The 23981-nt window shown below is 64.0% G+C and carries 26 protein-coding genes and 1 riboswitch; of the genes, 14 read left to right on the top strand and 12 right to left on the bottom strand.

Going from position 1 to position 23981, the window contains the following annotated elements; translation table 11 throughout:
* Positions 1–28: 28 nt before the first annotated feature.
* Genes IVB45_RS09690 through IVB45_RS09680 form a run of 3 tightly spaced genes read left to right on the top strand, consistent with a single transcriptional unit; the run spans position 29 to position 2584 of the window.
* The gene (locus IVB45_RS09690) at positions 29–583 is read left to right on the top strand and encodes a nucleoside 2-deoxyribosyltransferase (RefSeq protein WP_247356878.1); all 555 of its coding nucleotides are present in this window, start codon (positions 29–31) and stop codon (positions 581–583) included.
* A gap of 26 nt (positions 584–609) precedes the next feature.
* Positions 610–1344 (top strand): TlyA family RNA methyltransferase, encoded by a 735-nt coding sequence (locus IVB45_RS09685; protein WP_247357251.1) that lies wholly within the window; start codon positions 610–612, stop codon positions 1342–1344.
* Positions 1337–2584, top strand: a complete 1248-nt coding sequence (locus tag IVB45_RS09680; RefSeq protein ID WP_247356880.1) for a methyltransferase — start codon at positions 1337–1339, stop codon at positions 2582–2584. The genes IVB45_RS09685 and IVB45_RS09680 overlap by 8 nt, the downstream gene beginning before the upstream one ends.
* On the opposite strand, the gene IVB45_RS09675 is transcribed toward IVB45_RS09680, so the two are convergent.
* The 3 genes from IVB45_RS09675 to IVB45_RS09665 form a co-directional block, all read right to left on the bottom strand.
* Positions 2581–3183, bottom strand: a complete 603-nt coding sequence (locus tag IVB45_RS09675; protein ID WP_247356883.1) for a hypothetical protein — start codon at positions 3181–3183, stop codon at positions 2581–2583. The two genes, IVB45_RS09680 and IVB45_RS09675, sit on opposite strands and share 4 nt — an antisense overlap.
* A 246-nt stretch (positions 3184–3429) precedes the next feature.
* On the bottom strand, positions 3430–4062 hold the full coding sequence (locus IVB45_RS09670; RefSeq protein WP_027568720.1) for a hypothetical protein: 633 nt from the start codon (positions 4060–4062) through the stop codon (positions 3430–3432).
* 175 nt (positions 4063–4237) lie between these two features.
* Positions 4238–5122 carry a DUF1194 domain-containing protein gene (locus tag IVB45_RS09665; protein WP_247290966.1) on the bottom strand — a complete coding sequence of 295 codons (885 nt, stop codon included), beginning with the start codon at positions 5120–5122 and terminating at the stop codon, positions 4238–4240.
* A gap of 270 nt (positions 5123–5392) precedes the next feature.
* Positions 5393–5470: riboswitch (Fluoride riboswitch) on the top strand.
* Positions 5471–5595: 125 nt separating this feature from the next.
* Here IVB45_RS09665 and IVB45_RS09660 point away from each other — a divergent pair.
* The 5 genes from IVB45_RS09660 (at position 5596) to IVB45_RS09640 (ending at position 9693) form a co-directional block, all read left to right on the top strand.
* On the top strand, positions 5596–6804 hold the full coding sequence (locus tag IVB45_RS09660; RefSeq protein WP_247356886.1) for an MFS transporter: 1209 nt from the start codon (positions 5596–5598) through the stop codon (positions 6802–6804).
* Positions 6805–6832: 28 nt separating this feature from the next.
* Positions 6833–7216: a fluoride efflux transporter CrcB gene (gene crcB / locus IVB45_RS09655; protein ID WP_247356889.1), complete on the top strand. Its 384-nt coding sequence runs from the start codon at positions 6833–6835 to the stop codon at positions 7214–7216.
* Positions 7217–7353: 137 nt separating this feature from the next.
* Positions 7354–7659, top strand: coding sequence for an ATP-dependent Clp protease adapter ClpS (gene clpS, locus IVB45_RS09650; protein ID WP_027568716.1), 306 nt, complete (start codon positions 7354–7356; stop codon positions 7657–7659).
* 552 nt (positions 7660–8211) lie between these two features.
* Positions 8212–8463 carry a hypothetical protein gene (locus IVB45_RS09645; RefSeq protein WP_247356891.1) on the top strand — a complete coding sequence of 84 codons (252 nt, stop codon included), beginning with the start codon at positions 8212–8214 and terminating at the stop codon, positions 8461–8463.
* Positions 8464–8523: 60 nt separating this feature from the next.
* Positions 8524–9693, top strand: a complete 1170-nt coding sequence (locus IVB45_RS09640; protein ID WP_247290974.1) for an HWE histidine kinase domain-containing protein — start codon at positions 8524–8526, stop codon at positions 9691–9693.
* Positions 9694–9737: 44 nt separating this feature from the next.
* Here IVB45_RS09640 and IVB45_RS09635 read toward each other — a convergent pair whose 3' ends face one another.
* The 4 genes from IVB45_RS09635 to fabI all read right to left on the bottom strand — a co-directional run bounded on the left by IVB45_RS09635 (position 9738) and on the right by fabI (position 13615).
* Positions 9738–10928, bottom strand: a complete 1191-nt coding sequence (locus IVB45_RS09635; RefSeq protein ID WP_247356893.1) for an adenylate/guanylate cyclase domain-containing protein — start codon at positions 10926–10928, stop codon at positions 9738–9740.
* 80 nt (positions 10929–11008) lie between these two features.
* Positions 11009–12097 carry a chorismate synthase gene (aroC, locus tag IVB45_RS09630; protein ID WP_247356894.1) on the bottom strand — a complete coding sequence of 363 codons (1089 nt, stop codon included), beginning with the start codon at positions 12095–12097 and terminating at the stop codon, positions 11009–11011.
* 88 nt (positions 12098–12185) lie between these two features.
* Positions 12186–12785, bottom strand: coding sequence for a histidine phosphatase family protein (locus tag IVB45_RS09625; protein ID WP_247356895.1), 600 nt, complete (start codon positions 12783–12785; stop codon positions 12186–12188).
* Between the two features lie 14 nt (positions 12786–12799).
* On the bottom strand, positions 12800–13615 hold the full coding sequence (gene fabI, locus IVB45_RS09620) for an enoyl-ACP reductase FabI (RefSeq protein ID WP_027568710.1): 816 nt from the start codon (positions 13613–13615) through the stop codon (positions 12800–12802).
* Positions 13616–13788: 173 nt separating this feature from the next.
* On the opposite strand from fabI, the gene IVB45_RS09615 reads away from it, so the two are divergent.
* Together IVB45_RS09615 and IVB45_RS09610 are read left to right on the top strand one after the other, a co-directional pair.
* Positions 13789–14277, top strand: coding sequence for a sigma-70 family RNA polymerase sigma factor (locus IVB45_RS09615; RefSeq protein ID WP_007594679.1), 489 nt, complete (start codon positions 13789–13791; stop codon positions 14275–14277).
* Positions 14278–14383: 106 nt separating this feature from the next.
* Positions 14384–15154 carry an anti-sigma factor gene (locus tag IVB45_RS09610; RefSeq protein ID WP_027568709.1) on the top strand — a complete coding sequence of 257 codons (771 nt, stop codon included), beginning with the start codon at positions 14384–14386 and terminating at the stop codon, positions 15152–15154.
* Between the two features lie 327 nt (positions 15155–15481).
* On the opposite strand, the gene IVB45_RS09605 is transcribed toward IVB45_RS09610, so the two are convergent.
* A complete protein-coding gene (locus IVB45_RS09605; RefSeq protein WP_027568708.1) occupies positions 15482–16447 on the bottom strand; it encodes a J domain-containing protein in 966 nt (321 codons plus the stop codon).
* Positions 16448–16556: 109 nt separating this feature from the next.
* Positions 16557–16958, bottom strand: coding sequence for an RT0821/Lpp0805 family surface protein (locus IVB45_RS09600; RefSeq protein ID WP_247290981.1), 402 nt, complete (start codon positions 16956–16958; stop codon positions 16557–16559).
* Between the two features lie 113 nt (positions 16959–17071).
* Between IVB45_RS09600 and pdxH the strand changes: the two genes are divergently transcribed.
* Both pdxH and IVB45_RS09590 read left to right on the top strand, forming a co-directional pair.
* A complete protein-coding gene (pdxH, locus tag IVB45_RS09595; protein WP_247356896.1) occupies positions 17072–17713 on the top strand; it encodes a pyridoxamine 5'-phosphate oxidase in 642 nt (213 codons plus the stop codon).
* A 72-nt stretch (positions 17714–17785) separates the two neighbouring features.
* Positions 17786–18538, top strand: coding sequence for an SDR family oxidoreductase (locus tag IVB45_RS09590; RefSeq protein WP_007607375.1), 753 nt, complete (start codon positions 17786–17788; stop codon positions 18536–18538).
* A 154-nt stretch (positions 18539–18692) separates the two neighbouring features.
* Here IVB45_RS09590 and IVB45_RS09585 read toward each other — a convergent pair whose 3' ends face one another.
* Together IVB45_RS09585 and IVB45_RS09580 are read right to left on the bottom strand one after the other, a co-directional pair.
* The gene (locus IVB45_RS09585; protein WP_027568706.1) at positions 18693–18911 is read right to left on the bottom strand and encodes a hypothetical protein; all 219 of its coding nucleotides are present in this window, start codon (positions 18909–18911) and stop codon (positions 18693–18695) included.
* Between the two features lie 186 nt (positions 18912–19097).
* Complete coding sequence (locus IVB45_RS09580; protein WP_247356897.1) at positions 19098–20075, bottom strand: magnesium transporter CorA family protein; 978 nt, start codon at positions 20073–20075, stop codon at positions 19098–19100.
* A gap of 336 nt (positions 20076–20411) precedes the next feature.
* On the opposite strand from IVB45_RS09580, the gene IVB45_RS09575 reads away from it, so the two are divergent.
* A complete protein-coding gene (locus IVB45_RS09575) occupies positions 20412–21098 on the top strand; it encodes a L,D-transpeptidase (RefSeq protein ID WP_027568704.1) in 687 nt (228 codons plus the stop codon).
* A gap of 37 nt (positions 21099–21135) precedes the next feature.
* Here IVB45_RS09575 and IVB45_RS09570 read toward each other — a convergent pair whose 3' ends face one another.
* A complete protein-coding gene (locus IVB45_RS09570; RefSeq protein WP_247356898.1) occupies positions 21136–22257 on the bottom strand; it encodes an extensin family protein in 1122 nt (373 codons plus the stop codon).
* A gap of 65 nt (positions 22258–22322) precedes the next feature.
* Between IVB45_RS09570 and IVB45_RS09565 the strand changes: the two genes are divergently transcribed.
* Entirely contained in the window at positions 22323–23951 is a 1629-nt protein-coding gene (locus IVB45_RS09565) for a fatty-acid--CoA ligase (RefSeq protein WP_247356899.1), read from the top strand.
* Positions 23952–23981: the final 30 nt, after the last annotated feature.

Here is a 23981-nt window from a genome sequence, read left to right as displayed (position 1 = left end):
GAGCTTCGACCTTCCGCGAAGCAGCTCGATGAAAATCTATCTGGCAGGCCCCGACGTGTTCCTGCCAGATGCGGTCGCGATCGGCCGGCAGAAGGCCGCGATCTGTGCTGCGCACGGCCTCACCGGCCTCTATCCCCTCGACAACGAGATCGACCTCGCCGCTCCCGATGCCTCGCGGCAGATCTTTTGCGGCAACGAGGCGATGATGGATGCGGCCGATGCCATCATCGCCAACCTCACGCCGTTCCGCGGCGCGGGCGCCGATCCCGGGACCGTCTACGAGCTCGGCTACATGGCCGGCCGCCGCAAGTTTTGCCTCGCCTATTCCAATGACGGCGTCGCCTATGCCGACCGTGTCGGTCGCTTCATGAACGTGACGTCCGAGAACGGGCGGTTGGTCGATGCGCAGGGGCTGACGGTCGAGGATTTTGGCCTCGCCGACAATCTCATGATGATCCATGCGCTGGAGCTGCATGGCTGCCCGCTGGTGACGCCGGCGCAGATGCCGATCGACGTCTGGCACGATTTGGCCGCGTTCGAGGCTTGCGTCCGGATGGCGGCCGCGCGATTGATCGCTACATAAGCGCCTCAGGCGTCTTCGGAGAGATGATGTCCCCTGCCCGCAAGCGCGCGGATGTTCTGCTGGTTGAGCGCGGCCTGTTCGAGAGCCGGGCGCGGGCGCGCGCAGCGATCGAGGCCGGGCTCGTCACGGCCGACGACAAGCAGGTCGCAAAGCCGTCGGAGACGATCGCCGAGGACGCCGTGATCCAGGCCGAGCCCGCGCACCCCTACGTCTCCCGCGGCGGGGTCAAGCTCGCCGACGCACTGGAGCGCTACCCGATCGAGATCGAGGACCATGTCTGCCTCGACGTCGGCGCGTCCACCGGCGGATTCACCGAGGTGCTGCTGGCGAATGGCGCAAGTCTCGTCTTTGCCGTCGATGTCGGCACCAGTCAGCTGCATCCCTCGCTGCGCGGTCACTCCAAGATCGTGTCGATGGAAGAGACCGACATCCGCGCCTATGACGGCAAGCGTTTGCCGGCGCGGCCCGATGTCGTCGTGATCGACGTCAGCTTCATCTCGCTCAAGGCGGTGCTGCCCGTGGCGCTGTCGCTGGCGGCCGCGCCGATGAGCCTGCTGGCACTGATCAAGCCGCAGTTCGAGGCGGACCGGAAGCACAACAAGAAGGGCATCGTCCGCGACGCCGCCGTGCACCGTGAGATCTGCGACGACATCGCCGCCTTTGCGGCCTCGCTCGGCTGCACCGATATCGAGGTGTTCCCATCGGCGATCTCCGGCGGCGACGGCAACATCGAATTCTTCCTGGGCGCGCGCCGTGGTTGAGCGCGTGACGATCGATCACGTCGGCCATCGCGGCGACGGCGTCTCGCTCGACGCTGGGGAAGCCATCTATGTGCCCTACACGCTCGGCGGCGAGACCGTCGAAGTCGATCATGTCGTCGGCAATCATCCCGACCGCCGCAAGCTGCTCGCGGTGGACGTCGCCAGCCCCGAACGCGTCACGCCGTTCTGTCCGCATTTCGGCGTCTGTGGCGGCTGCGCGATCCAGCACTGGGCGAGTGAACCGTATCACGCCTGGAAGCGCGGCATCGTGGTCGAGACCCTGGCCCAGGCCGGCATCGACTGCGAGGTGGCGTCGCTGGTCGATGCCCACGGTGCGGGACGCAGGCGCGTCACGCTGCACGGGCGGTTCGGCACCCATGACATACTCAAGGTCGGCTTCTCGGCTGCCAGCTCGCACGACGTCATCCCGATCGATCGCTGCCCGATCCTCGATCCCGGGCTCGCGGGTGCACTCGATGCCGGCTGGGCGCTCGCCGAGCTGCTGACGTCCAGAATGCCGGTGACGAAACCGCTGGACATCCAGGTCACCGCGACCGCCAACGGTCTCGACATCGACGTGCGCGGCTCCGGCCCGCTGCCAACGCCGCTCGTGACGGCGCTCTCGCGCGTCGCCGAGCAGCATCGCCTGGCGCGGATGACACGGCACGGCGAGCTGGTGCTGCAACGCCTGCCGCCGACCGTGCAGATGGGCCGCGCCGAAGTGACGCTGCCGCCGGGCTCGTTCCTGCAGGCAACCATCGCCGGCGAAGAGACGCTTGCGTCGCTGGTCGCCGAGCGCATCGGCAAGGCGAAGAACGTTCTCGACCTCTTCTGCGGCGTCGGTCCGTTCGCGTTGCGCCTCGCCGAAAAGGCCCGCGTCACCGCCCATGACAATGACGCCGGCGCCATTGCAGCGCTTGAAAAAGCCGCGCGCACACCGGGCCTCAAGCCGATCAAGGCCGAGCCGCGCGATCTGTTTCGCCGTCCCATGGTGGCGCCGGAGCTGTGCGATTTCGACGCCGTCGTGTTCGACCCGCCGCGCCAGGGCGCGCAGGCGCAGGCCTTGAAGCTCGCCGCGAGCAAGGTGCCTGTGGTGGTCGCGGTCTCCTGCAACGTCGCGACATTTGCCCGCGACGCGCGGCTGCTGATCGACGGCGGCTACAAGATGGATGCCGTGGTGCCGGTCGACCAGTTCCGGCATACGCCGCATGTCGAACTGGTGGCGAAGTTCACGCGCTAACGGCGAAGACCGCCCAGCGCCGGTGACTCGCCGGGCAGTATCGACGAGTTGATGTCGCTGTCCATGCGCCCGGATTGCTGCTGGGTGAAGCCGGCGCCGAACGACAGGCTGAGGTTGGAGGTCGGCTTGAACTCGACACCCGCAAATGCGCCATAGCCGGGCGAGGCGTTGGAGGTGAGCGGCGCAAGCGAGCTGCCGATGCCGCCGCCGTATTTCAGCGTGTCGAAACCGGCAAAGAACGTGACGGGCATGCCGCCAGCGGTCTTGGTGTTGTAACCAAATTGCGTGCCATCGTAGGAGAGCGCGCTGAAATTGCCGACGGGCCCGCTCTGGCTGAAACCGTTCAAACCGAGATTGCCGCGCTCGCTTCCGACAAAGAACCCGGGACGAAAACTGTAGCTTCCGTCGGCATCGCCGGCCTTCAAGCTTGGAAAGTTGCCGTAGGCGTCGGCACTCTGGCCGACACTGCCGCCCCAACCGAAAGGACCGCCCGGTATCCAATACCTCACGGGCGCCACCTGCGCATGAGCCGATGCTCCGCCGAGGCAAAGCACGGCGAAGAGAATTGCGAAGGCGCGGGAATCTGTGAGGCTGGACATTGAGATGACCGTCAAGGAAGTGCGGAAATTATACGCGACGGATGCCCCGAAGGCCAGTGGAGTCGGCCCGGAGCGTCGTTTCAATCAACTCCCGCACGCGTTTCCGAGGTCTTGCACGGTTCCCACGGCGACAAAAAGGTCGAGAGCGTTCCGCCGCCGCCACCGCTCGTGCCAGGTAACTCGAAGCGTTCGATTGCGGTACTGTGGCGGCGCCGACATCAGGCCGCGGCAAACCACGGCGAGGCGTTACGCCGTTCTGTCCACCGAGGACGATGTATCCGACGGCGGATATTTCGTCACGGGCACGACGAAGGACTTATTGCGGACCTGGTAGATGATCTTGCCGTTCTGCCCGTCGTCGGTCGCAATCTGGGCCTGCCCGAACATGATGACGTTCTTGTAGACGGTGCCGGTGCCCTGACGGGTGACGCCATCGGTGGTGACGCTGACCTGCGCTTCGTTGCCGTTGACAGCGAGCACCCTGAAGCTCGCGCTCTTGCCATTGTCACTGGAATAGCCGCCCCAGCTTCCCATCAGGCGGCTGTCGGAGGCCGGCGGCGCCTGCTTCTCGAGAGTCGCGGTCTGCTTGCCCGCGCCTGCAGATGACAACAGCACCAGACTCTTGCCGTCCTTGGTGCCGACCGTGACCGTGCCGAAGGTAAGAAGCGAACCGGCGACCTCGCCAAAACCGCGCTCCGTACGCCCGTTATGGGTGTACTCGACCTGCGCCCGGGCACCGCGGATGTTCACGACCTTGAAGCTGACGGGCTGGTTGTTGCCAGCCCAATTGCCTTTCCACTCACCGAGCAGGGAGCTCTGGTGATACACCCGCTCGAGAGCGGGAGAAATCTGGCTGGTGCTCGAGGAGACGATGGCCATTGGATTGCTCGGCGGATTTGTCTGACGGGCCCGCTTGGTTCGCGCCCCGACAGGAACGTCAGAACAGTATCCGGAAACAATTGGAAGCAGCCGATTAGGGCCACGCAACAGTTAACGCATGGTTAAAATTCCATCGCGGGCAAATAGGGCAAAAGGTCTCGTTCGGGTGCAGCGCTCAGCGACCCCAGCGGTCCGACCAGATCTTCTCGCCGATCATGCAGTTCACACGCGGCTCCTTGTCCTTCTCCGCAACCCGCATCACGGGGCGCTCCGGCATACGGCCCGCAACCTCCATCAAGAGCTTGGTGCGGATGGCTTCCTTGAACTTGTCGCGGTCCTTGATCGTGATGACGAAGGAACCGGGACCGCCGATGACGCAATCCTCATAGTAGAAATCGAGATTGTCGATATCCATGGTCGAATAGGAGGGCTCCTTGACCATGATCGGCAGGCCGTTGATGACGATGCCCTTCTCGATCGCCGCGTCGCGCGCGATCGTGACCGGAGTGCCATTGTTGTTGGGACCGTCGCCGGAAATGTCGATCACGCGGCGCAGCCCCCGATAGGGATCCTCATCGAACAGCGGCATCGCGAAACTGATCGCGCCGGAGATCGAGGTGCGCGAGGCGCGCCGGATCGGCGTCTTCATGATTTCGGCGGCGACGGCATCGGCGGTCTCCGGTCCGTCGATCAGGCGCCAGGGAATGATGATCTTCTGGTCGGTCGAGGCGGCCCACTCGAAATAGGTCACCGCGATGCGGCCGTTCGGACCCAGCTTCAGCGCCTGCAGGAATTCCTTCGACTGGATCGCCTGCGCATAGCCTTCGCGCTGGATCGCGAGCTCGTCCATGTCCATGGAGTAGGAGACATCGACAGCGAGGATCAGCTCGACATCGACCGTCTGCGCGTCTCTGTCGGCTGCTTGCCGCTGCGGCTGATTTTTGAGCAGCGCCAGTCTGGGCGACTCAAATTTGGGTCCTGGTGCCGCGATGCCCGCGACGTCCCCTCCGGCGAACATGCCGGTCACCAGCACAGCCCCGATCGAGAACAGCAAGCGCATCGCAGCCTCCCGTCGTATGACGTGATGGTGACATGCAATCGCCTTGCCGCAAAGTCCGAAGATCGCTCGCGCTTCACATTCCGGTTAGGCATTTGCCAGTCAGGCATTTGCGGGGCGGGAATTGCGAAGCATTGCGCAAAGCTGCCGCGATGTTGCCGCGCTCGCGCCGCTGGACTGGCGCCGTCACGCGCGGTGCGCTCCCGGACCGACGGGCCACTGGACAGCGCACCCTCGCCCACTTGTCCGGCGCGATTTCCATGTTAGGCTGGCCGGACAGATGGGGATGGAGTCCCCCGACAACCGCCCGGCGGCCTGTGACCGTAGTGGGCTGATGACTCCTGCTTGAGGAGGGGCAATTTTCAGGCCTCTGCCTTCGGCGGGAGCATGGACAAACCCGCCGCTGGCGGGTTTTTTGTTGCCCGGATGCGAAGGCCAAGGAGAGGTCAAGCAGAGGCCGAGGAGAAGTCCTGGACGTGACGACGACAACACCGAATGCTGCACGTGCGGGCCTGCCCAGGGAGATCTGGGTGCTCGGCTTCGTCTCGATGCTGATGGACGTCTCTTCCGAGATGATCCACGCGCTGCTGCCGGTCTATCTCGTCACCGTGCTCGGCGCCTCCACGCTCACCGTGGGCTTCATCGAGGGCATTGCCGAGGCGACCGCCTCGATCACGAAAATCTTCTCCGGCGCGTTGTCCGACTGGCTCGGCCGGCGCAAATTGCTCGCCGCGCTCGGCTACGGGCTCGCCGCGCTGACAAAACCGCTGTTCCCGCTTGCCCCCAGCGTCGGATGGCTGGTTGCCGCGCGCTTCATCGACCGCGTCGGCAAGGGCATTCGCGGCGCGCCGCGCGATGCACTGATCGCCGATATCGCGCCCATCGGCCTGCGCGGCGCGAGCTTCGGCCTGCGGCAGTCGCTCGACACCATCGGTGCGTTCGTCGGGCCGCTCATCGCGATCGGCCTGATGTGGTGGACGGTGGACAATTTTACGCTGGTGTTCTGGGTGGCGGTGCTGCCGGCGTTCCTGTCGTTCGGACTGATCGTGTTCGCGGTGAGCGAGCCGGAGCCTGACCCAGGCCGGGAGCCGTCAAAGAATCCGCTCAACATGGCCGCGATGCGCCAGCTTGGATCCGTGTACTGGCGTGTCGTCGCGGTTGGCGTCGTGTTCACGCTAGCGCGTTTCAGCGAGGCCTTCCTGATTCTGCGCGCGCAGAACATCGGGCTCAATGCGATGTGGGTGCCGGCCGTGCTGGTGCTGATGAACATCGTCTATGCGTTGTCGGCCTATCCGGCCGGCGTGCTCTCGGACCGGATCAACCGCACCGGCCTGCTCGCGCTCGGCCTCGTCTTCCTCGCCGGCGCCGATCTCGCGCTCGCACTGCTGCCAAACCTTGGCGGCCTCGCCCTCGGCGTCGCGCTGTGGGGACTGCATATGGGATTGACGCAAGGCCTGCTCTCGGCCCTCGTCGCTGACGCAGCGCCACCGAGCCTGCGCGGCACCGCGTTCGGCTATTTCAACCTGTTCACCGGTCTTGCCTTGCTGGCCGCAAGCGTGATCGCCGGCGCGCTGTGGGATAGTTATGGTCCGGCCGGCACCTTCCTGGCCGGGCTCGGCTTTGCGCTGATCGCGCTGATGGGACTATTTGCCGTCGGCGGCGGGCTGGTAACGGAGGATACATGATGGAAATGGCAAACGGGGGAACGAGACGTTGAACGTCCAATTCATTCTGGCGGTCGCCGCTGGTGGAGCGCTTGGCGCAATCGTGCGCTATCTCGTTGCGATCGGTTCAGGCCGAGCGTTCGGCACCGATTTCCCCTGGGGCACCCTGATCATCAACGTGACGGGATCGTTCCTGATCGGGGTTTTCACCGCGATGTTCGCGACGAGGTGGAACCTGCCGCAAGCCGCCCGGATATTTCTGACGGTGGGGATTTGTGGCGGATACACCACATTCTCGACGTTCTCACTGGATGCCTGGTCTCTGGTCGAGCGTGGACAGACATGGGCCTCGGCCGCCTACATGATTGGATCGGTAGTGTTGTCCGTTGCAGCCCTCATCGCCGCAATGCAACTCGTCCGCGCGCTTCCGTAAGAGCCGAGCGCAGCGGCGCATTCCTGCTCATCCGGAGCCGCATATGACAAGCGCGCCTAGCATCTTGGAGAAGGACGGCGTCCTGCAATATGATCGGTTGGCTGGAAGCTCAACTGCACCAAGGCGTTTCAGAAGCGATGGCCGACACTGTTGCCAAACCGAAAACCAGGACGAAGACCAAGGTCGAGCGACCGAAGCTGCACAAGGTCATCCTGATCAACGACGACTTTACGCCCCGCGAATTCGTCACGATGATCCTCAAAGCCGAATTCCGCATGACCGAGGATCAGGCCTACAAGGTGATGATCACCGCCCACAAGCTCGGCGCCTGCGTGGTCGCCGTTTTCACCAAGGACGTCGCCGAGACCAAGGCTACCCGCGCAACGGATGCCGGCCGCACGAAGGGCTATCCGCTGCTGTTCACGACGGAGCCGGAGGAGTAGCGGCACCGGTCCGGCTTTGGTGCTTTGGCGCCCTCTTTCGATTTCGGCGCCGAATCTGCCCTGCCGAATAATGTATCTATTGGCCGTCAACAGGCGCATGGTAAGCCATCACCGGCCCGTCACGGCATCCGTCGGTGACTGAGAGAGTCTTTGCGCTCCCGCCCAATGCGGAGCGTCCTATGCAAGACACAACCAAGAGAACCATCCCGCTGAGCAATCGCCTTGCCCAATTGGCAGCCGAGGCTCGTCGTCGCGCAGAGATTGCCCCGCCCGGCGTCCAGCGGGAAGCGCTGCTCAGAGCGGCGCGATTGAGCGAAACGGCCTCGCATATTCATGACTGGATAAGCCTGCCTGGTCCCAAAACACCGAGGTAGTGGCAAGCCAACCTGGTCGGCGGCCTGTTCACGTCGAGTGACGATCCGGGCCGAGGGCGGCATCCGCCTGCAAATCACACCTCAAATATAAGTTGTATGAAATGAACTATATTTCATTTTGGTTGTTGTAACAGCGTCCCCAAACGAAACGGGGCGGTCAACAGCCAAAGCAGCCCCCATGATGAAATCTTTTATCGCGTTCGCGATGTTCGCGCTCCTCGGAGTGTCCGTAATGGTGTTGCCCGGCTTCGCTCCGCAAGTGAAAGCGCGCGAAACCGTTGCTTTGGCGAAGGCGGACCGGCTGGCGAGCCACCCGGTGACCCGGAACTGCCTGGGCCAGGTCTGGCCGGACTTCGAAGCGTCGTGTCTGCGCCGAGGTGAATCCGGTGTCAGGGTTCATGAAGCTCGTTTGGTGACGGCGCGCCGCTAAACCAACAATCGCAAAGCGCCGGCCGAGCTTGTCGGATGTCCAGGAAAGTATCGTGCACAGATGTCAACACCTCCAACCTCCTTGCCGAATGTTCTCGTCGTCGAAGACGAGATGATCCTGCGCATGCGCGCGGTCGATATCGTGGAGGATGCAGGCTTCTGCCCTGTGCAGGCCGTCAACGCCGACGAAGCCATCGCGATCCTCGAGTCGCGGTCAGACATCTCGCTTCTGTTCAGCGACATCCAGATGCCCGGGACCATGGACGGCTTGAAGCTGGCCCACGCGGTGCACGATCGCTGGCCTGCCATCAAGATCGTGCTGGTTTCCGGTCAGGTAAAGCCGTCTGAAAACGAAACGCCGGCCGACAGCCGCTTCTTTCGCAAGCCGCTCGCCGTCGACGAAATGATCTCGCAGTTGCAAACCATGATCGGAGCGGGCGCGCTAAAAATCCTTCCGACCACAACGACGGATCCTGGGGACAACCTTGAGGTTGCTCGATCGCCACAGGAATCGGTTCTGGTAGCGGAAAACGACAATCTGCGCCTGTTGCTGGAACAGGCCGACACCGACGCCAAGGTCCTGCTCGCTCAAGCCGGCATCGAAGCCCACGAACGCGAGGCTGCCGACAAGTTGCAAAAGCTCATCCTCGGAGAGCTGCATCATCGCATCAAGAATACGCTTGCGACGGTGAGCGCAATCGCAGCCCAGAGCTTCCGGACCGCAATCAGTCTGGAGCAAGGCCAAAAAGCCATGGATGGCCGCTTGCTGGCGTTAGGGCGTGCCCACGACCTGTTGATACAGGTCAGCTGGTCAAATGCGAGCCTCACTCATACCCTGAGCGGCGCCACCGATCCCTATGACAGTCAGGGGGGCCGACGATTCCATTTCAATGGGCCGGACCTCAGGATCACATCCGGTGCCGTGATAGCGCTCGCGATGACATTCAACGAGCTCTGCACCAACACGACGAAGTTCGGCGCGCTGTCCAGTTCCTCCGGCCATGTCGAGATCGTATGGACGGTCGACGAGACCGAGCAAAGGCTGCGCCTGAAGTGGAGCGAAAGCGGCGGCCCTGCGGTGGCGCCGCCGACACGACGGAGCTACGGCACCCGGATGATCGAGTCGCTCGGCCAGCAACTGAACGGACAGGTGCGGCTGGCCTACGAACCGTCCGGATTTGTCTATCAGCTGGATGTACCGTTGAAGTCGGTGATGGCGTCGAACGCCTGAATTCTGCTCACCGGGTTGGCGGCGGCGGACCTCCGAGGACGACCTCAGGCCATCGCCACCGGCCTCTCCTCCGTCAGCCCGTACACGCGCTGCGCCTTTGAAAAGCCCGCGATCGGGAATTCGCCGAGCTCGTGCCAGTCGTGGCGGCAGACATTGGCGAACATTTCCGAGGCCACGACGGTCCGCCCCAGGCGACCCGTTATCTTCTCGAGCCTGGCGGCAAGGTTCACGGCCGGGCCGATGCAGGTGAAGTCGAGGCGGTTGCCGCCACCGATATTACCGTAGAGGATATTCCCGACGTGGAGCGCCACGCCGAAACGGAAGCGCTCGATGACGTCGCCGACAGGATACGCGAGCGCCTCGACGCTGGCGCGGGATTCGCGCGCCGCCTCCAGCACCCGCGTGCAGACATGCGCGGCATCGCCGACATATTCGTCGATCGGGAACACCGCGAGCAGGCCATCGCCCATGAATTTCAGCACCTCGCCGCCATGGCCGCGGATCGCGGCGACCTGGCAGTCGAAATAATGGTTGAGGATCTCGACCACGGTCTCGGCCGGCAGCCGGTCCGACAGTGCGGTGAAGCCGCGCAGATCGGAGAGCCAGATCGCAGCTTGCATAGTGTCGTTGTGGCCGCGGCGGATCTGACCGCCAAGGATGCGCGCGCCGGCACGATTGCCGACATAGGTGTCGAGCAGCATCTCGGCAGTGCGGCGCAGGCTGATGATCTCGGTGATGCGCGCGAGCGGCTTGACGATAGCGTGAATCGCAGCGATGTGGTCATCGGTGAAGCCGCCTGGATGGCGCGTGGTCCAGCTCGTCGCGTGGACCGAGCCGTCGAGAAACGGCATTGGCATCGCGACGTAGTCGGTTACGCCTTCGGCACGCATGTCGTCGAGAAACGGAAAATGCTTGCTGCCGGGATCGTCCATGCGTCCCCGCACCTCAAGTCCCTGCTCGAACACGACCCGCAGCGGACTTCTGGCGAATTCCGGCGTCTCCAGTATCTCGAAATCGACCGTGCCGATCTCGACCTCCTCGCCCTCCCGCCAGATGAAGTTGCGACCGAAAATTTCGGGATGCAGCGTGCGGATGAAGATGCCGAACCGCCATAGCGGCAGACCGGCTGCGACCATCCGTTCGCAGGCTTCCGCCGTCATCTCGGCCGGGGCCTTGGACGACCAGGCGCCGTCGATCAGCCAGCTGGTGATACGTTGGAGATCGGAGCTTTCCATGGCTGCATTTGCTGACGAAGTTGTGGGATCGTCAAGCTGCGCGGTGGGCTAGTGGCGCGGTACAAGCGCCTCGCGCAACGCTAGCGCCCGACTTGGCCGCGGTCGCGCAGGAAATGATCCGCCAGCACACAGGCCATCATGGCTTCGCCGACGGGGACGGCGCGGATGCCGACGCAGGGATCGTGGCGGCCCTTGGTCATGATCTCGGTGTCGGCACCGTTGCGATCGACGGTGAGACGCGGCTGCAGGATCGACGAGGTCGGCTTGACCGCGAAACGCACCACCACCGGCTGCCCCGTGGAGATGCCGCCCAGCACGCCGCCGGCGTGATTGGACAGAAAACGCGTGCCGTCATTGCCGGTGCGCATCTCGTCGGCGTTCTCTTCGCCGGTGAGTTCGGCCGCGGCAAAGCCGGCGCCGATCTCGACGCCCTTCACCGCATTGATGCTCATCATTGCGGCGGCGAGCTCGGCGTCGAGCTTGGCGTAGATCGGCGCGCCAAGGCCTGCCGGCACACCTTCGGCGACGACCTCGATCACCGCGCCGATCGAGGAGCCGCTCTTGCGGATACCGTCGAGATAGGTCTCGAAGAACGCGGCCTTGTCCTTGTCGGGACAGAAGAACGGATTTTTCGCAATCTCGTCCCAGTCCCACTTCGCGCGGTCGATCTTGTGCGGGCCCATCTGCACCAGCGCGCCGCGCACCTTCACGTCGGGCAGCACCTTTCGCGCGATCGCGCCGGCGGCAACGCGAGTGGCGGTCTCGCGCGCCGACGAGCGGCCGCCGCCGCGATAGTCGCGCAGGCCGTACTTCGCTTCATAGGTGAAGTCGGCATGACCAGGGCGAAACTTGTCCTTGATCTCGGAATAGTCCTTCGAGCGCTGGTCGGTGTTCTCGATCAGGAGCCCGATCGGCGTGCCCGTCGTCACCTGCACGCCGGTCACCGGATGCGCCATCACGCCGGAGAGGATCTTGACCTGGTCCGGCTCCTGACGCTGGGTCGTGAAGCGCGACTGGCCGGGCCGGCGGCGATCAAGATCACCCTGGATGTCGGCTTCGACGAGCGGGATCATGGGCGGGCAGCCGTCGACCACGCAGCCGATCGCCACCCCATGGCTCTCGCCGAAGGTCGTGACGCGGAACATGTGGCCGAAGGTGTTGAAGGACATCGCTGCTCGCAGGCTCGGTTCCCGCGTGTGGTAACGCGCGGGGCGCCGGGGGTCAAACCCGCAGCCGCCACGGAGACGGCGAGCCGGCTTAACTAAACTTCTCCAGCAGCCCGTCGCGGAACACGTAGACGGCGCCCTGCTCGATGTAGAGTTCGGCGGCGCTCGCCGGCGTCTCCAGGCCGAGTGAAACCATCAGGGCCCGGCAGGTCCCGCCATGGGCGACCGCGACGGTGTCGGTCCGAAGCTGGTCGTACCAGGCGCGCACGCGGACCTGGACATCGGCGTAGGTCTCCCCGCCCGCGGGGCCCACCGTCCATTTGTCGGCGAGGCGCCGGGCGTAGATGTCGGGATCGGAGGCCTCGCTCTCGGCCAGCGTCAGTCCCTCCCAGGTGCCGTAGCCGATCTCACGCAGGCGATCGTCGAGCGTATAGTCCGCAGTCGGCAGTTCGAGCTTGCTCCGCGCCAGTTCCATGGTCTCTCGCGCGCGGCCAAGCGGACTCGACACGTAGGGTAATGCAGCCTTGTCGCGGCCCTCGCGCTTGAACAGATCGGCGAGAATGCCGCCGGCCTGCACGGCCTGACCGCGACCGCGCGCGTTCAGCGGAATGTCCTTGATGCCCTGAAGCCTCCCGAGCGCGTTCCACTCGGTCTCGCCGTGGCGCAGATAATAGATCGTGGGCACGGGCATTGCTGGCTGAAAAATTAGTCCTTCCCGCCGAACGAAATGTCCGGCGCGTCCGGGCGCTTCATGCCGAGCACGTGATAGCCGGAATCGACGTGGTGCACCTCGCCGGTGACGCCGCGCGAGAGGTCGGAGAGGAAATACAGCGCGCTGCCGCCGACGTCTTCCGTGGAGACGTTGCGCCGCAGCGGTGCGTTGGCTTCGTTCCACTTCAGGATATATCTGAAATCGCCGATGCCGGACGCCGCGAGGGTCTTGATCGGCCCCGCCGAGATCGCGTTGACGCGGATGTTCTTCTCGCCGAGATCGGCGGCGAGATAACGCACGCTCGCTTCGAGCGCCGCTTTCGCGACGCCCATGACGTTGTAATGCGGCATCCACTTCTCGGCGCCGTAATAGCTGAGCGTGATGAGCGAGCCGCCGTCGGTCATCAGCTTCTCGGCGCGCTGCGCCACGGCCGTGAACGAATAGCAGGAGATCAGCAGGGACTTCGAAAAATTCTCCTGCGTGGTGTCGACGTAGCGGCCGTCGAGTTGCTCGCCATAGGCGATCGCATGCACCAGGAAGTCGATCTTGCCCCACTTCTCCTTCAGCACCGCGAAGGCCGCATCGATGGTTGCGGCATCGGTGACGTCGCAATGGCCGAGCACGAGCCCGCCGATCTCGGCGGCGAGCGGCTCGACGCGCTTCTTCAGCGCATCGCCCTGGTAGGTGAAGGCAAGCTCGGCGCCGGCCGCGTGGCATGCCTTGGCAATGCCCCAGGCGATCGAGCGGTTGTTGGCAACGCCGAGGACCACGCCCCGCTTGCCCTGCATCAGACCTGAATTCTGCGCCATTTTGCTAACGTCCCGTCGAGCTCCCGGTGAGGTTTGGAGGTACACCAGCCCTCCGTTGCGGTACAGTCCTAATACGCGGCGTTAACGCTGTTTCAAGCGCCGGAATAGCCGTTCCGCTCGGGTGTTATGATCGTTGTGGCGCTCGCGCCGAACATCAGGACGTCAAGACCGCAATGAGTGCGTTTCGCCAAAGCGTTGAAGCCATGATCCCGGCATTGCGCCGCTACGCCCGCGCGCTCACGCGCGAGGCGGATGCGGCCGACGATCTGGTGCAGGATACACTGGTGCGGGCGCTGCGTTCGGAGCGCCTGTTTCTCGGGGGCGACGTCAGGAGCTGGCTCTATACGATCCTGACCAACCTCAACAAGAACCGGCGGCGCTCGCTGGCACGGCGACCGCAATTCATGCAGCTGACGGAGAACAATCCGGATGCCAGCGGGACCGAAGCCGAAGGGCGCGATATCGAGAGGGCGCTGGCGACGCTCGTCGAGGAGCAACGCTCGGTGCTGCTCCTGGTGATGCTGGAGGGCATGAGCTACCGCGAGGTCGCCGACATCCAGGGCGTGCCGATCGGCACGGTGATGTCGCGCCTGGCACGCGCCCGCGCCCACGTCAAAGCCTCGCTGGAGGGTGAGCGCCCGGCGCTCAGGCGGGTGAAATGATGGCAGGATTGATGCATCGCGCCGGTCGTTCCTCCTGCATGGCATGGGAAGCGGCGCAGTTGAACCACGAAGAACATTTTGGGCCGCAGAGCCAGAGACGATCGATATGAACGACCGCAAGATCCCAGTGACCGAGGACGAACTGCACGCCTATGTCGACGGCGAGCTGCCGGCCGAACGCCGCGCCGACGTCGAGGCCTGGCTTGCCGCGCAGCCTGAGGATGGCGAGCGCGTGCAGTCCTGGCGCGCCATGGCCGAGATGCTGCACGCCCGCTACGATTCGGTCGCCCAGGAGCCGGTGCCGGCGCGGCTCGAGCTCGAACGGCTGGAGCGCCGCCCGCGGCACTGGCTCTATGGCGCCGCCGCGGCCGTGCTGGTGGCCTTCGTCGCCGGCGGCGCCGCCGGCTGGCTGGGGCATGGCGCCGCCAACGCGCCGTCGACCTTCCAGAGTTTTACGACTGACGCGCTCGACGCCCACCGGCTCTATGTCGTCGAGGTCCGCCATCCGGTCGAGGTCGGCGGCAACGAGCGCGACCACCTCCAGGCCTGGCTGACCAGACGCTGCGGCTGGACCGTGTTTGCACCGAACCTGGAGGCGAGTGGACTGAAGCTCGTCGGTGGCCGGCTTTTGCCGGGGCCGAACGGGCCGGCGTCGTTCCTGATGTATGAGGGCGCCTCGGGCGAGCGGTACACGATCTACACCGCCAAGACCGAGAATGGCGCGACGCAGATGCGCTACGCCAGAACGGACAAGGACGGGGCGCTGTTCTGGTCGGAGCGCGGCGTCGGCTACGTCGTCAGCGGTGGCGGCGACCGGGATCGGCTGACCAAAGTGGCGCAGGCGGTCTACGACCAGGCAGAGAAAAGCGGCACCTAGACAACCACGCAAACGCGGTGCCTCGATTCCGACATTGAAAATTTGGAATGAAGACATCGGCGCGTCTCATTATCGCACCGGATGATCACGCGAAAATGAGCAGCGTTCGATCCGCCGATCGACGCGGGCGGCCTCGATTGGGGTTTTTGGTACCGCGCTGGTCCCCCTCTCGAGGCCGCACCTTTTTATCGGCTGCCCCGCCGGACAGCCGACACGTAGCACGTGAGCCAAGAAGGGCTACCACGCCTCGGGCATATGATGAGCATCATCTCGATGGACAACGCTCTCAGTCTTTAGGAGAACCCCTTCACACTTTCCGGATCACGCTTAACCAAGCCCGCTACGCGGATTGTAGGGGTGCTGGTCCCGCCACTTCTCCATCAATGCTTCAAGCTCGGCGTCGTTCCCGTCCGGTAACATAATCCTGATGGTGACGAAGAGATCCCCGGTTCCGCCAGCTTTTGGCAGTCCCTTGCCCTTAAGGCGGAAGGTCCGGCCGCTGGAGGTGTTTTGCGGGACCGACAGTTCCACGGCATTGCCGAGGGTGGGCACGCGGACCTTGCCGCCAAGCACCGCCTCGTAAAGCGTGACCGGCAGGTCGATCCTGAGATCGGCGCCCTCGATCTTGAAGAACGGATGCTGGGCGATGCCGATCGTGATCAGGAGATCGCCCGGCGGATGGCCCTGAGCGCTCTCGCCCTGTCCCCGCAACCGGATCTGCTGGCCCTCGGTGACGCCGGCCGGAATCTTGACGTTGAGTTCCTTGCCATTCGGCAGCCGAACGCGCTTCTCGCCGCCCTTGACCGCCTCCTCCAGCGAGACGGTCATGGCGACATTAACGTCGAGATCGAGCCCGATCCCGCCGGTGTCGAATTCGAACTGGGCACCGCCGCCGGCCCCGGGCCGCGGACGCGGCCCACCGCCGAACATGCTGTTGAGGATGTCCTCGAACGCGCCGCCGCCCGGACCAGGGCCCGCGCCGCCGCCGCGGAACGTATAGCTCTCGAACCCGCCGGGACCCGCGCGCCCGCGCGGCCCACCGCCGCCGCCCGGAAACCCTTGGAAGCGCGGCTTGCCGTCGGCGTCGATCTCGCCGCGGTCAAATTGCTTGCGCTTGTCCTCGTCGCCGAGGATCTCGTTGGCCGTATTGAGCTCAGCGAAGCGCTCGGCCGCCTTCGGGTCGTTCTTGTTGCTGTCGGGATGGTGCTTCTTGGCAAGCTTACGATAGGCGCTCTTGATCGCGGCAGCGTTGGCGCTCCGCGGCACCCCCAAGACCTCATAGGGGTCGCGCATCCGTCACGTCTCCTTCAAGAAATCGAATTGTTCAAAGGGCTCCCCGCCCCACTTGAGCCTCATGTGGGGGGCGAGTGGTATTTTTGCAACTAGCCTGGTGAAGCGATTCCTAGCTCCGCCACGGCTTTAGCGTATGAATCTCCCAACTGCCACGGCTGCTTTGGCAGCCCGCACCCTGGAGCCAGCTTTCGGTGCTGCCGTTGACGTAGCTCGCCAGGAAGTCGCGGCACTTGCGGCCGTCTTCAGCGGCATAGGATTGCGCGATCGGCGTGACCGAACCGCGCGCCCCGGTTTCCGGGTTCTCCCAATGCTGGCTGGAATCCTTGTCGTTCTTGCTGAGGACGTCGGAGGCAGCGTTGCGGGCGAAGGCGAGATCGGTGTCGGTCGGCGCCTTGGCCGGCATCGCGATCGAGCCGGTGAGGTCGCTGTCGTCGGCCTTGGCGTAGGCACTTTTGTCGTTGCGGGAAAAGCTGCAGCCGCCGGCGCCGAGCCCGATCAGAATGATCGTCATGACGAAGCCGGACGGCCGGATCGCCGATAGGCCAACGCGTCCCCATACCCTATATAGGGCGGTAGCAGACAACGACGCGTTTTGGACCGCAGGACGCAACTCGGACCCCAGACATGACCGACACGACCTCGATGAAACACCAGACACCCTTAACATCCGGTGATTTCACCGCCGCCGACGAGCCCTTTGCGCTGTTCGAGGCCTGGCTGAACGAAGCCATCAAGAGCGAGCCGAACGATCCGAACGCCATGGCGCTCGCCACCGTCGATGCCGACGGCCTGCCGGACGTGCGAATGGTGCTGATGAAGGGCTTCGATACCGATGGTTTCGTCTTCTACAGCCACATCGCCAGCCAGAAGGGCCGCGAACTCACCGCAAATCCTAAGGCCGCGTTACTTTTTCACTGGAAGTCGCTGCGCCGTCAGGTCCGCATCCGCGGCAACGTGACGCCGGTGACCGAGGCCGAGGCCGACGCCTATTTCGCCACCCGCCCGAAGCAGGCGCAGATCGGCGCCTGGGCGAGCAAGCAGTCGCAGGAGCTCGAGAGCCGCTTCGCCTTCGAGCAGGCGATCGCCAAGGTCGCCGCCAAGCACATCATCGGCGAGGTGCCGCGTCCGCCGGGCTGGAGCGGCTGGCGTATCACGCCGTCTCGTATCGAGTTCTGGCACGACCGCCCATTCCGCCTGCACGACCGCATCGAATTTCGCCGTGACGCGGCCGGCCAGAAATGGTCCAAGACGCGGATGTATCCCTAGTGTTTTGTTCGAGCATGATCCTTTCGGAAAGCCCCTCCGGGTCCGGATCATGCTCCAACCTGAAAGACCTTCATGCCGCAGCCTTCCAATGCGCCGCGCCGCACGCTGCTCCTGACCGGGGCTAGCCGCGGCATCGGCCATGCCACCGTGATCCGTTTCTCCTCGGCCGGCTGGCGCGTGATCACCTGCTCGCGACATCCGTTCCCGGAGGATTGTCCGTGGGACGCAGGCCCTGAGGACCATATCCAGGTCGATCTTGCCACGCCCGCCGATACCACCCGCGCGATCTCCGACATCCGCGACCGGCTCGAAGGCGGCATGCTGCATGCGCTGGTCAACAACGCCGCGATCTCACCGAAGGGCGCCGGCGGCTCCAGGCTCGGCTCGATCGACACCGACCTCGACACCTGGACGCACGTGTTCAACGTCAACTTCTTCGCCCCGATCATGATGGCGCGCGGACTGATTGAGGAACTGAAGACGGCCAAGGGCTCTGTCGTGAACGTCACCTCGATCGCGGGCTCGCGCGTGCATCCCTTCGCGGGCGCGGCCTACGCCACCTCGAAGGCTGCGCTCGCATCCCTGACCCGCGAGATGGCCTCCGATTTCGGCCGCGTCGGCGTGCGCGTCAACGCGATCGCACCCGGCGAGATCGACACCTCGATCCTGTCGCCGGGCACCGAGAAGATCGTCGACCAGCAGATCCCGATGCACCGCCTCGGCACGCCGGACGAGGTCGCCAAGATCATCTACGTGCTGTGCACGGACACCAGTTCTTACGTCAACGGCGCCGAGATCCACATCAACGGCGGCCAGCACGTGTAGGCTACCTCGTCATTACTTCGTCGCTTCAGCGCAAAATTGCTTCGCAACTGCGTCGCGAGCTCCTCGCAATGATGATGTTGGAAACAACGCCGGGGAAGCAAGGCGATCCAGACAACGCCGCCGCAAGACCTGGATCGCCCTTAGCTTCCGTTCCTCAATCGAGTCGAATCCGACGTGACCTCTCGCGTGGCTGCGGAGCGGCCGTGCTGATTGCAGTCGAGCAATCGTCGTCGTTCTCGCCGTCGAGCAGCGGAGCACCACAGTGTCGGCACATGCGCGCCGACATCGACGACGCCTTGCCGCTCGCCAGGACCTGACGATAGTTCGCCAGATTGATGACGTTGCGGGGCGACGTTATTTGTTTTTCAACCATGGCTGTTCCTCGCGGCTAACACTCTGCTTATCGCAGACAAGTTTCGCGCAAACGTTCAGCCCACCGCTCAAATTTTACCGGAGGAATTGGGGCGGCGAGCATACATCGCCGTGCGGCCGCAATCCCGCTCTATTCTGCGACACCAGACACCGTGTCTCTGCGTCCGGCGTAAGGTCTCGGTAGCTATTACAGCCACTTCTTCCACTTGAAGATCCAGTAGGGAACGATCGCCGCGATCAGCATCAAGACCAGCGCGAACGGATAACCGTGCGCCCATTCGAGTTCCGGCATCGACTTGAAGTTCATGCCGTAGATCGAGGCGATCAGCGTCGGCGGCATCAGGACGACCGCCATGACCGAAAACAGCTTGATGATGTTGTTCTGCTCGAGATTGACGACGCCGAGCATGGCGTCGAGCACGAAGGTGATCTTGCTGGAGAGGTAGGAGGCGTGGTCGGTCAGCGAGACGACGTCGCGCTGCATGGTCTTGAGCTGCTCACGCATGTCCTTCGACCATTTCACGCCCTCCACCACCGCCGAGAGGAAGGCGACGACGCGGCCGATCGAGACCAGGCTCTCGCGAACCTTGGAGGTCAGATCGCCCTTGCGGCCGATCGAGATCAGGATTTGCGAATATTGCTTGGCGTGACCGTGGCGCTCGCTCTCCGGCTCAAAGATGTCATGCGAGACCTGATCGATCTCGGCGCCGCAGCGCTCCAGGATGTCGGCGCAGCGGTCGATCACGGCATCGAGCAGCTCCATCAGCACCATCTCGCCGGTGATGGCCGGGGTGCAGGAACGCGCCAGCTTGGCCTCGACCAGCGCAAAGGGCTTGGGCTGGTCATAGCGCACCGTTACCAGGCGGTGGTCGCCGAGAATGAAGGTCACCGCCGTGGTCCGGGGCATATCGGTATCGGAGTGGCACATCAGCGTCGCGGTCATGTAGCGCGCGCCGTTCTCCATATAGAGGCGGCTGGAGATCTCGATCTCCTGCATGTCTTCCCGGGTCGGGATCGCAATCCCCGAGAGCCTCTCGACGGCTTTGTCCTCGGCCGCGGTCGGGTTGACGAGGTCGATCCAGACCGCATGCTCCGGGACTGCCGCGAGATCCTCGACGATGGCTTTCTTGAGGGAGGAGTCGGAAGGAACGAACACAGAAAACATGCACAACTCCAGCAGGGGCCTGCGACAGACTGACAGCCCTTAGCGCGATTCTGACAAGTTGATGATGACAAGCACATTAACGGAACGTTTGCATTTGTGGCGACGCCGTGGCCCAACTGTGGCACGGAATCGACACTTACGACGGTTTTGCCTAGAAACCGACTCTGACCCGCAAAACTTGCGGCAGAAAAGCCACAGGTAAGGTCTTGCAGCGCGGGAGAAGCTTCGAAAGGCTGGAATTGTGGCAGATTTCAACGATAATGGAGCCAACGGAATCGTGGAATTGGGCTTGCTCAAGCCCTGCGAAAGCTTGTTGTTGTTGATTGGAACCAAATCATGTCGTCGCTGAAAGTTACGCTTGGTATTTTGGCCGCTGGCCTGATGCTGTCGGGCTGCATGCAGGCCACACATTACGAGGCGACCGACACCAAGGCGTTCAAGCCGAAAGACAAGGAACTCCTCGCCAAGGTCAGGTACGAGAAAACTGCGGTCGCAGAGCCGTTCCGCCGCGCTATCGTCGATTACCACCGCAAGGAATCGCCGGGCTCGATCGTGGTCGATTCCGACAACCATTACCTCTACTACGTCATGGATGGCGGCAAGGCGATCCGCTACGGCATCACCGTCGGTGAAGAAGCCATGGCCTGGTCGGGCATCGCCAAGGTAGGCAGCAAGACCGAGTGGCCGGCCTGGCACCCCACCCCCGGCGAAATTTCGCGTCTGGGCGTGCCCACCTTCGTCGCCCCCGGTCCGGACAATCCGATGGGCTCCCGCGCGATGTATCTCTACTCCGGCGGCAAGGACACGTTGTTCCGCATTCACGGCACCAACCAGCCGGAATATATCGGCGCCTCGATCTCGTCGGGCTGCATCCGCCTGACCAACGAGGACGCGATCGACCTCTATGATCGCGTCAAGGTCGGCACCCTCGTTGTGGTGCTCGAGCCCAAGCACGGCGACTCGCCCTACAATTCGCGCCTCGCACTCGGCGGCAGCCAAACCGGCCAGGCGGGCAGCTACTGATCAGGTTCCTGATCTCAGACATTCAAAAGCGCCGGTTTCACCGGCGCTTTTTTGTTGCCGGCTTGTGCGGCTGGGTTTTATTGCCATCGGCCGCAGGCTTGTCCGCGGGCGCTGGAGATTTCTCCGCCGCCTCGTCATTAACTCCCTGCTTGGCTTCGGGTTTGGCCTCGGGCTTCGCTTCGGGTTTGGCCGCGACCTCACGCGGCGGCGCCTCCTCGGGCCGTTCCGCCGGCAGGAGCGGGGCAACCTGCGGCAGGGGATCCCAGACGTTCCACTGACATATCCGATAGTCGTTGCGCCGCTGCGCGAGGTCGAGATGGATATGGTCCTCGTGGTACCAATCCGAGCCGGGGCCGAGCACGGTCGAAAAGCGCGAGCAGACCGAATGCAGCACGCGCTCGCGCACCTCGCGCGGCATGGTGCGGTCGGTCAGGCCGATCGACTGCCCGTTGGCGAGCTTGATGGCGCGCACGTCGATCGCGTTGGCCTTGCCGTGCTCGGACAGCATGGCGCCGACAACGCGGTTGCGGCCGCGGCACTCGAAGCTGTCGAAATTGTCGAGATCGCTGATGGTCGAGCCGAGGCTCGCGGCCAGCGGCACCACGTCCTTGCGCACCCAATCGGCGATTGCGGACGCCATGGTGCAGCGGAGGATCGCCGCCGGCTTGACCGCCACCTTGCGCTTGTCCGGCAGCACGATGGCTTCGAGCCGCACCAGATCCTCACCGCCGCAGGCGCCCGGCCCGCGGATATCCGGAATCGAGGGCGCGATCGCGATCTCCTCGGTCAGCGCGAGGCGGCACGCCGAGGCCTGCTTCTCGGGCGGCGGCGCCGCCTCGGCGGGCTTCGGGGCGCCAGGTTTGTCCGCGGAAGGCTTGTCGTCGGTCTCCGAAGGAGCCTCGTCCGATGCCTTGGCCGATGCCTTGGGGGCCTCCTCGGGGCGAGGCCTCGGGAGCGGAATCTTGCCAGAGACATTGGCGGAATGAACCGTCGCGCGGGGCCGTGGTGCAGCAATACCAAAGATGTCCAGCGGGGACCCATATTTGCGCGCCTCCGCCCCATCCGCGAACCCGAGCACGACGGTAACCATTGCCGCGCCGACGGACATATAGCCGCGACAAGACCATTTGCGGCGAAAGGCGGGCAGGCTAAGACTCATGACAATTCTTTGGCCCAACGCTGAGAGCGACAATCCGCCCAGCGGCTTCTCGGAGGAACGACGGAATGCTTGGTTTGATGCAAGACTGGCCCCTGCTCTGCCACCGGATCATCGAACACGCCGCCAAGATTCATGGCAAGCAGGAGGTCGTGACGCGATCGGTCGAGGGACCGATCCATCGCACCACCTATGCCGATATCCACAAGCGGGCGCTCAAGGTCTCGCAGATGCTGGAGCGCGACGGCATCAAGCTCGGCGACCGTGTCGCAACGATCGCCTGGAACACCTGGCGCCATCTCGAGGTCTGGTACGGCATCATGGGGATCGGCGCCATCTGCCATACCGTCAATCCCCGCCTTTTCCCCGAGCAGATTGCCTGGATCATCAACCATGCGCAGGACCGCATCGTGATGACCGACATCACGTTCATTCCGGTCCTGGAGAAGATCGCCGACAAGCTGACAAGCGTGGAACGCTACGTCGTGCTCACCGACAAGGCGCACATGCCGCAGACGGCGCTGAAGAACGTGGTCGCCTACGAGGACTGGATTGCGGAGGCCGACGGCAAGTTTAAATGGAAGGACTTTGACGAGAACACGGCGGCCGCGATGTGCTACACATCGGGCACCACCGGCGACCCCAAGGGCGTGCTGTATTCGCATCGTTCCAACGTGCTGCACGCGCTGATGGCCAACAATGTCGACGCGCTCGGTACCAGCGCCTCCGAGACCATGCTTCCCGTGGTGCCGCTCTTCCACGCCAACAGCTGGGGCATCGCCTTCTCCGCGCCCTCGCAGGGCACCAAACTCGTGATGCCCGGCGCCAAGCTCGACGGCGCCTCGGTCTATGAGCTGCTCTCGACCGAGAGGGTGACGCATACCGCCGGCGTGCCCACGGTGTGGCTGATGCTGCTCCAGCACATGACCGCCAACAATCTCAAGCTGCCGGACCTGAAGATGGTGATCTGCGGCGGCTCGGCGATGCCGCGCTCGATGATCAAGGCCTTCCTCGACATGGGCTCGAACGTCCGCCACGCCTGGGGCATGACCGAGATGAGCCCGATCGGCAGCGTCGCGGCGCTGAAGCCGCCGTTCCAGAACGCGACCGGCGAGGCCAGGCTCGACGTGCTCCAGATGCAGGGCTACGCGCCGTTCGCCGTCGAGATGAAGATCACCGACGATGCCGGCAAGGAATTGCCGTGGGACGGCACGACCTTCGGCCGCCTCAAGGTCGCCGGCCCGGCCGTCGCCAAGGCTTATTACCGGGTCGACACTGATATTCTCGACGAGGACGGCTTCTTCGACACCGGAGACGTCGCGACCATCGACGAAGCCGGCTACATGCGGATCACCGACCGCTCCAAGGACGTGATCAAATCCGGCGGCGAGTGGATCTCCTCGATCGAGCTGGAAAACCTCGCCGTCGGCCATCCCGCCGTGGCGGAAGCCGCCGTGATCGGCGTGTTCCATCCCAAATGGGACGAGCGTCCGCTGCTGATCGTGCAGCTCAAGCAGGGCCAGCAGGCCAGCCGCGAGGACATCCTGAAGTTCATGGACGGCAAGATCGCCAAATGGTGGATGCCCGACGACGTTGCCTTCGTCGAAGGCATCCCCCACACGGCGACGGGCAAGATCCTGAAGACCGCGCTGCGCGACCAGTTCAAAGAATACCGCTTCCCGAACGCAGCGGCGTAGGCGGCCAAACCAAACCGTCATTCCGGGCGA

It is taken from the genome of Bradyrhizobium sp. 4 (assembly GCF_023100905.1).
Taxonomy (GTDB): domain Bacteria; phylum Pseudomonadota; class Alphaproteobacteria; order Rhizobiales; family Xanthobacteraceae; genus Bradyrhizobium.
This window is presented reverse-complemented; position numbering and strand designations above follow the sequence as displayed.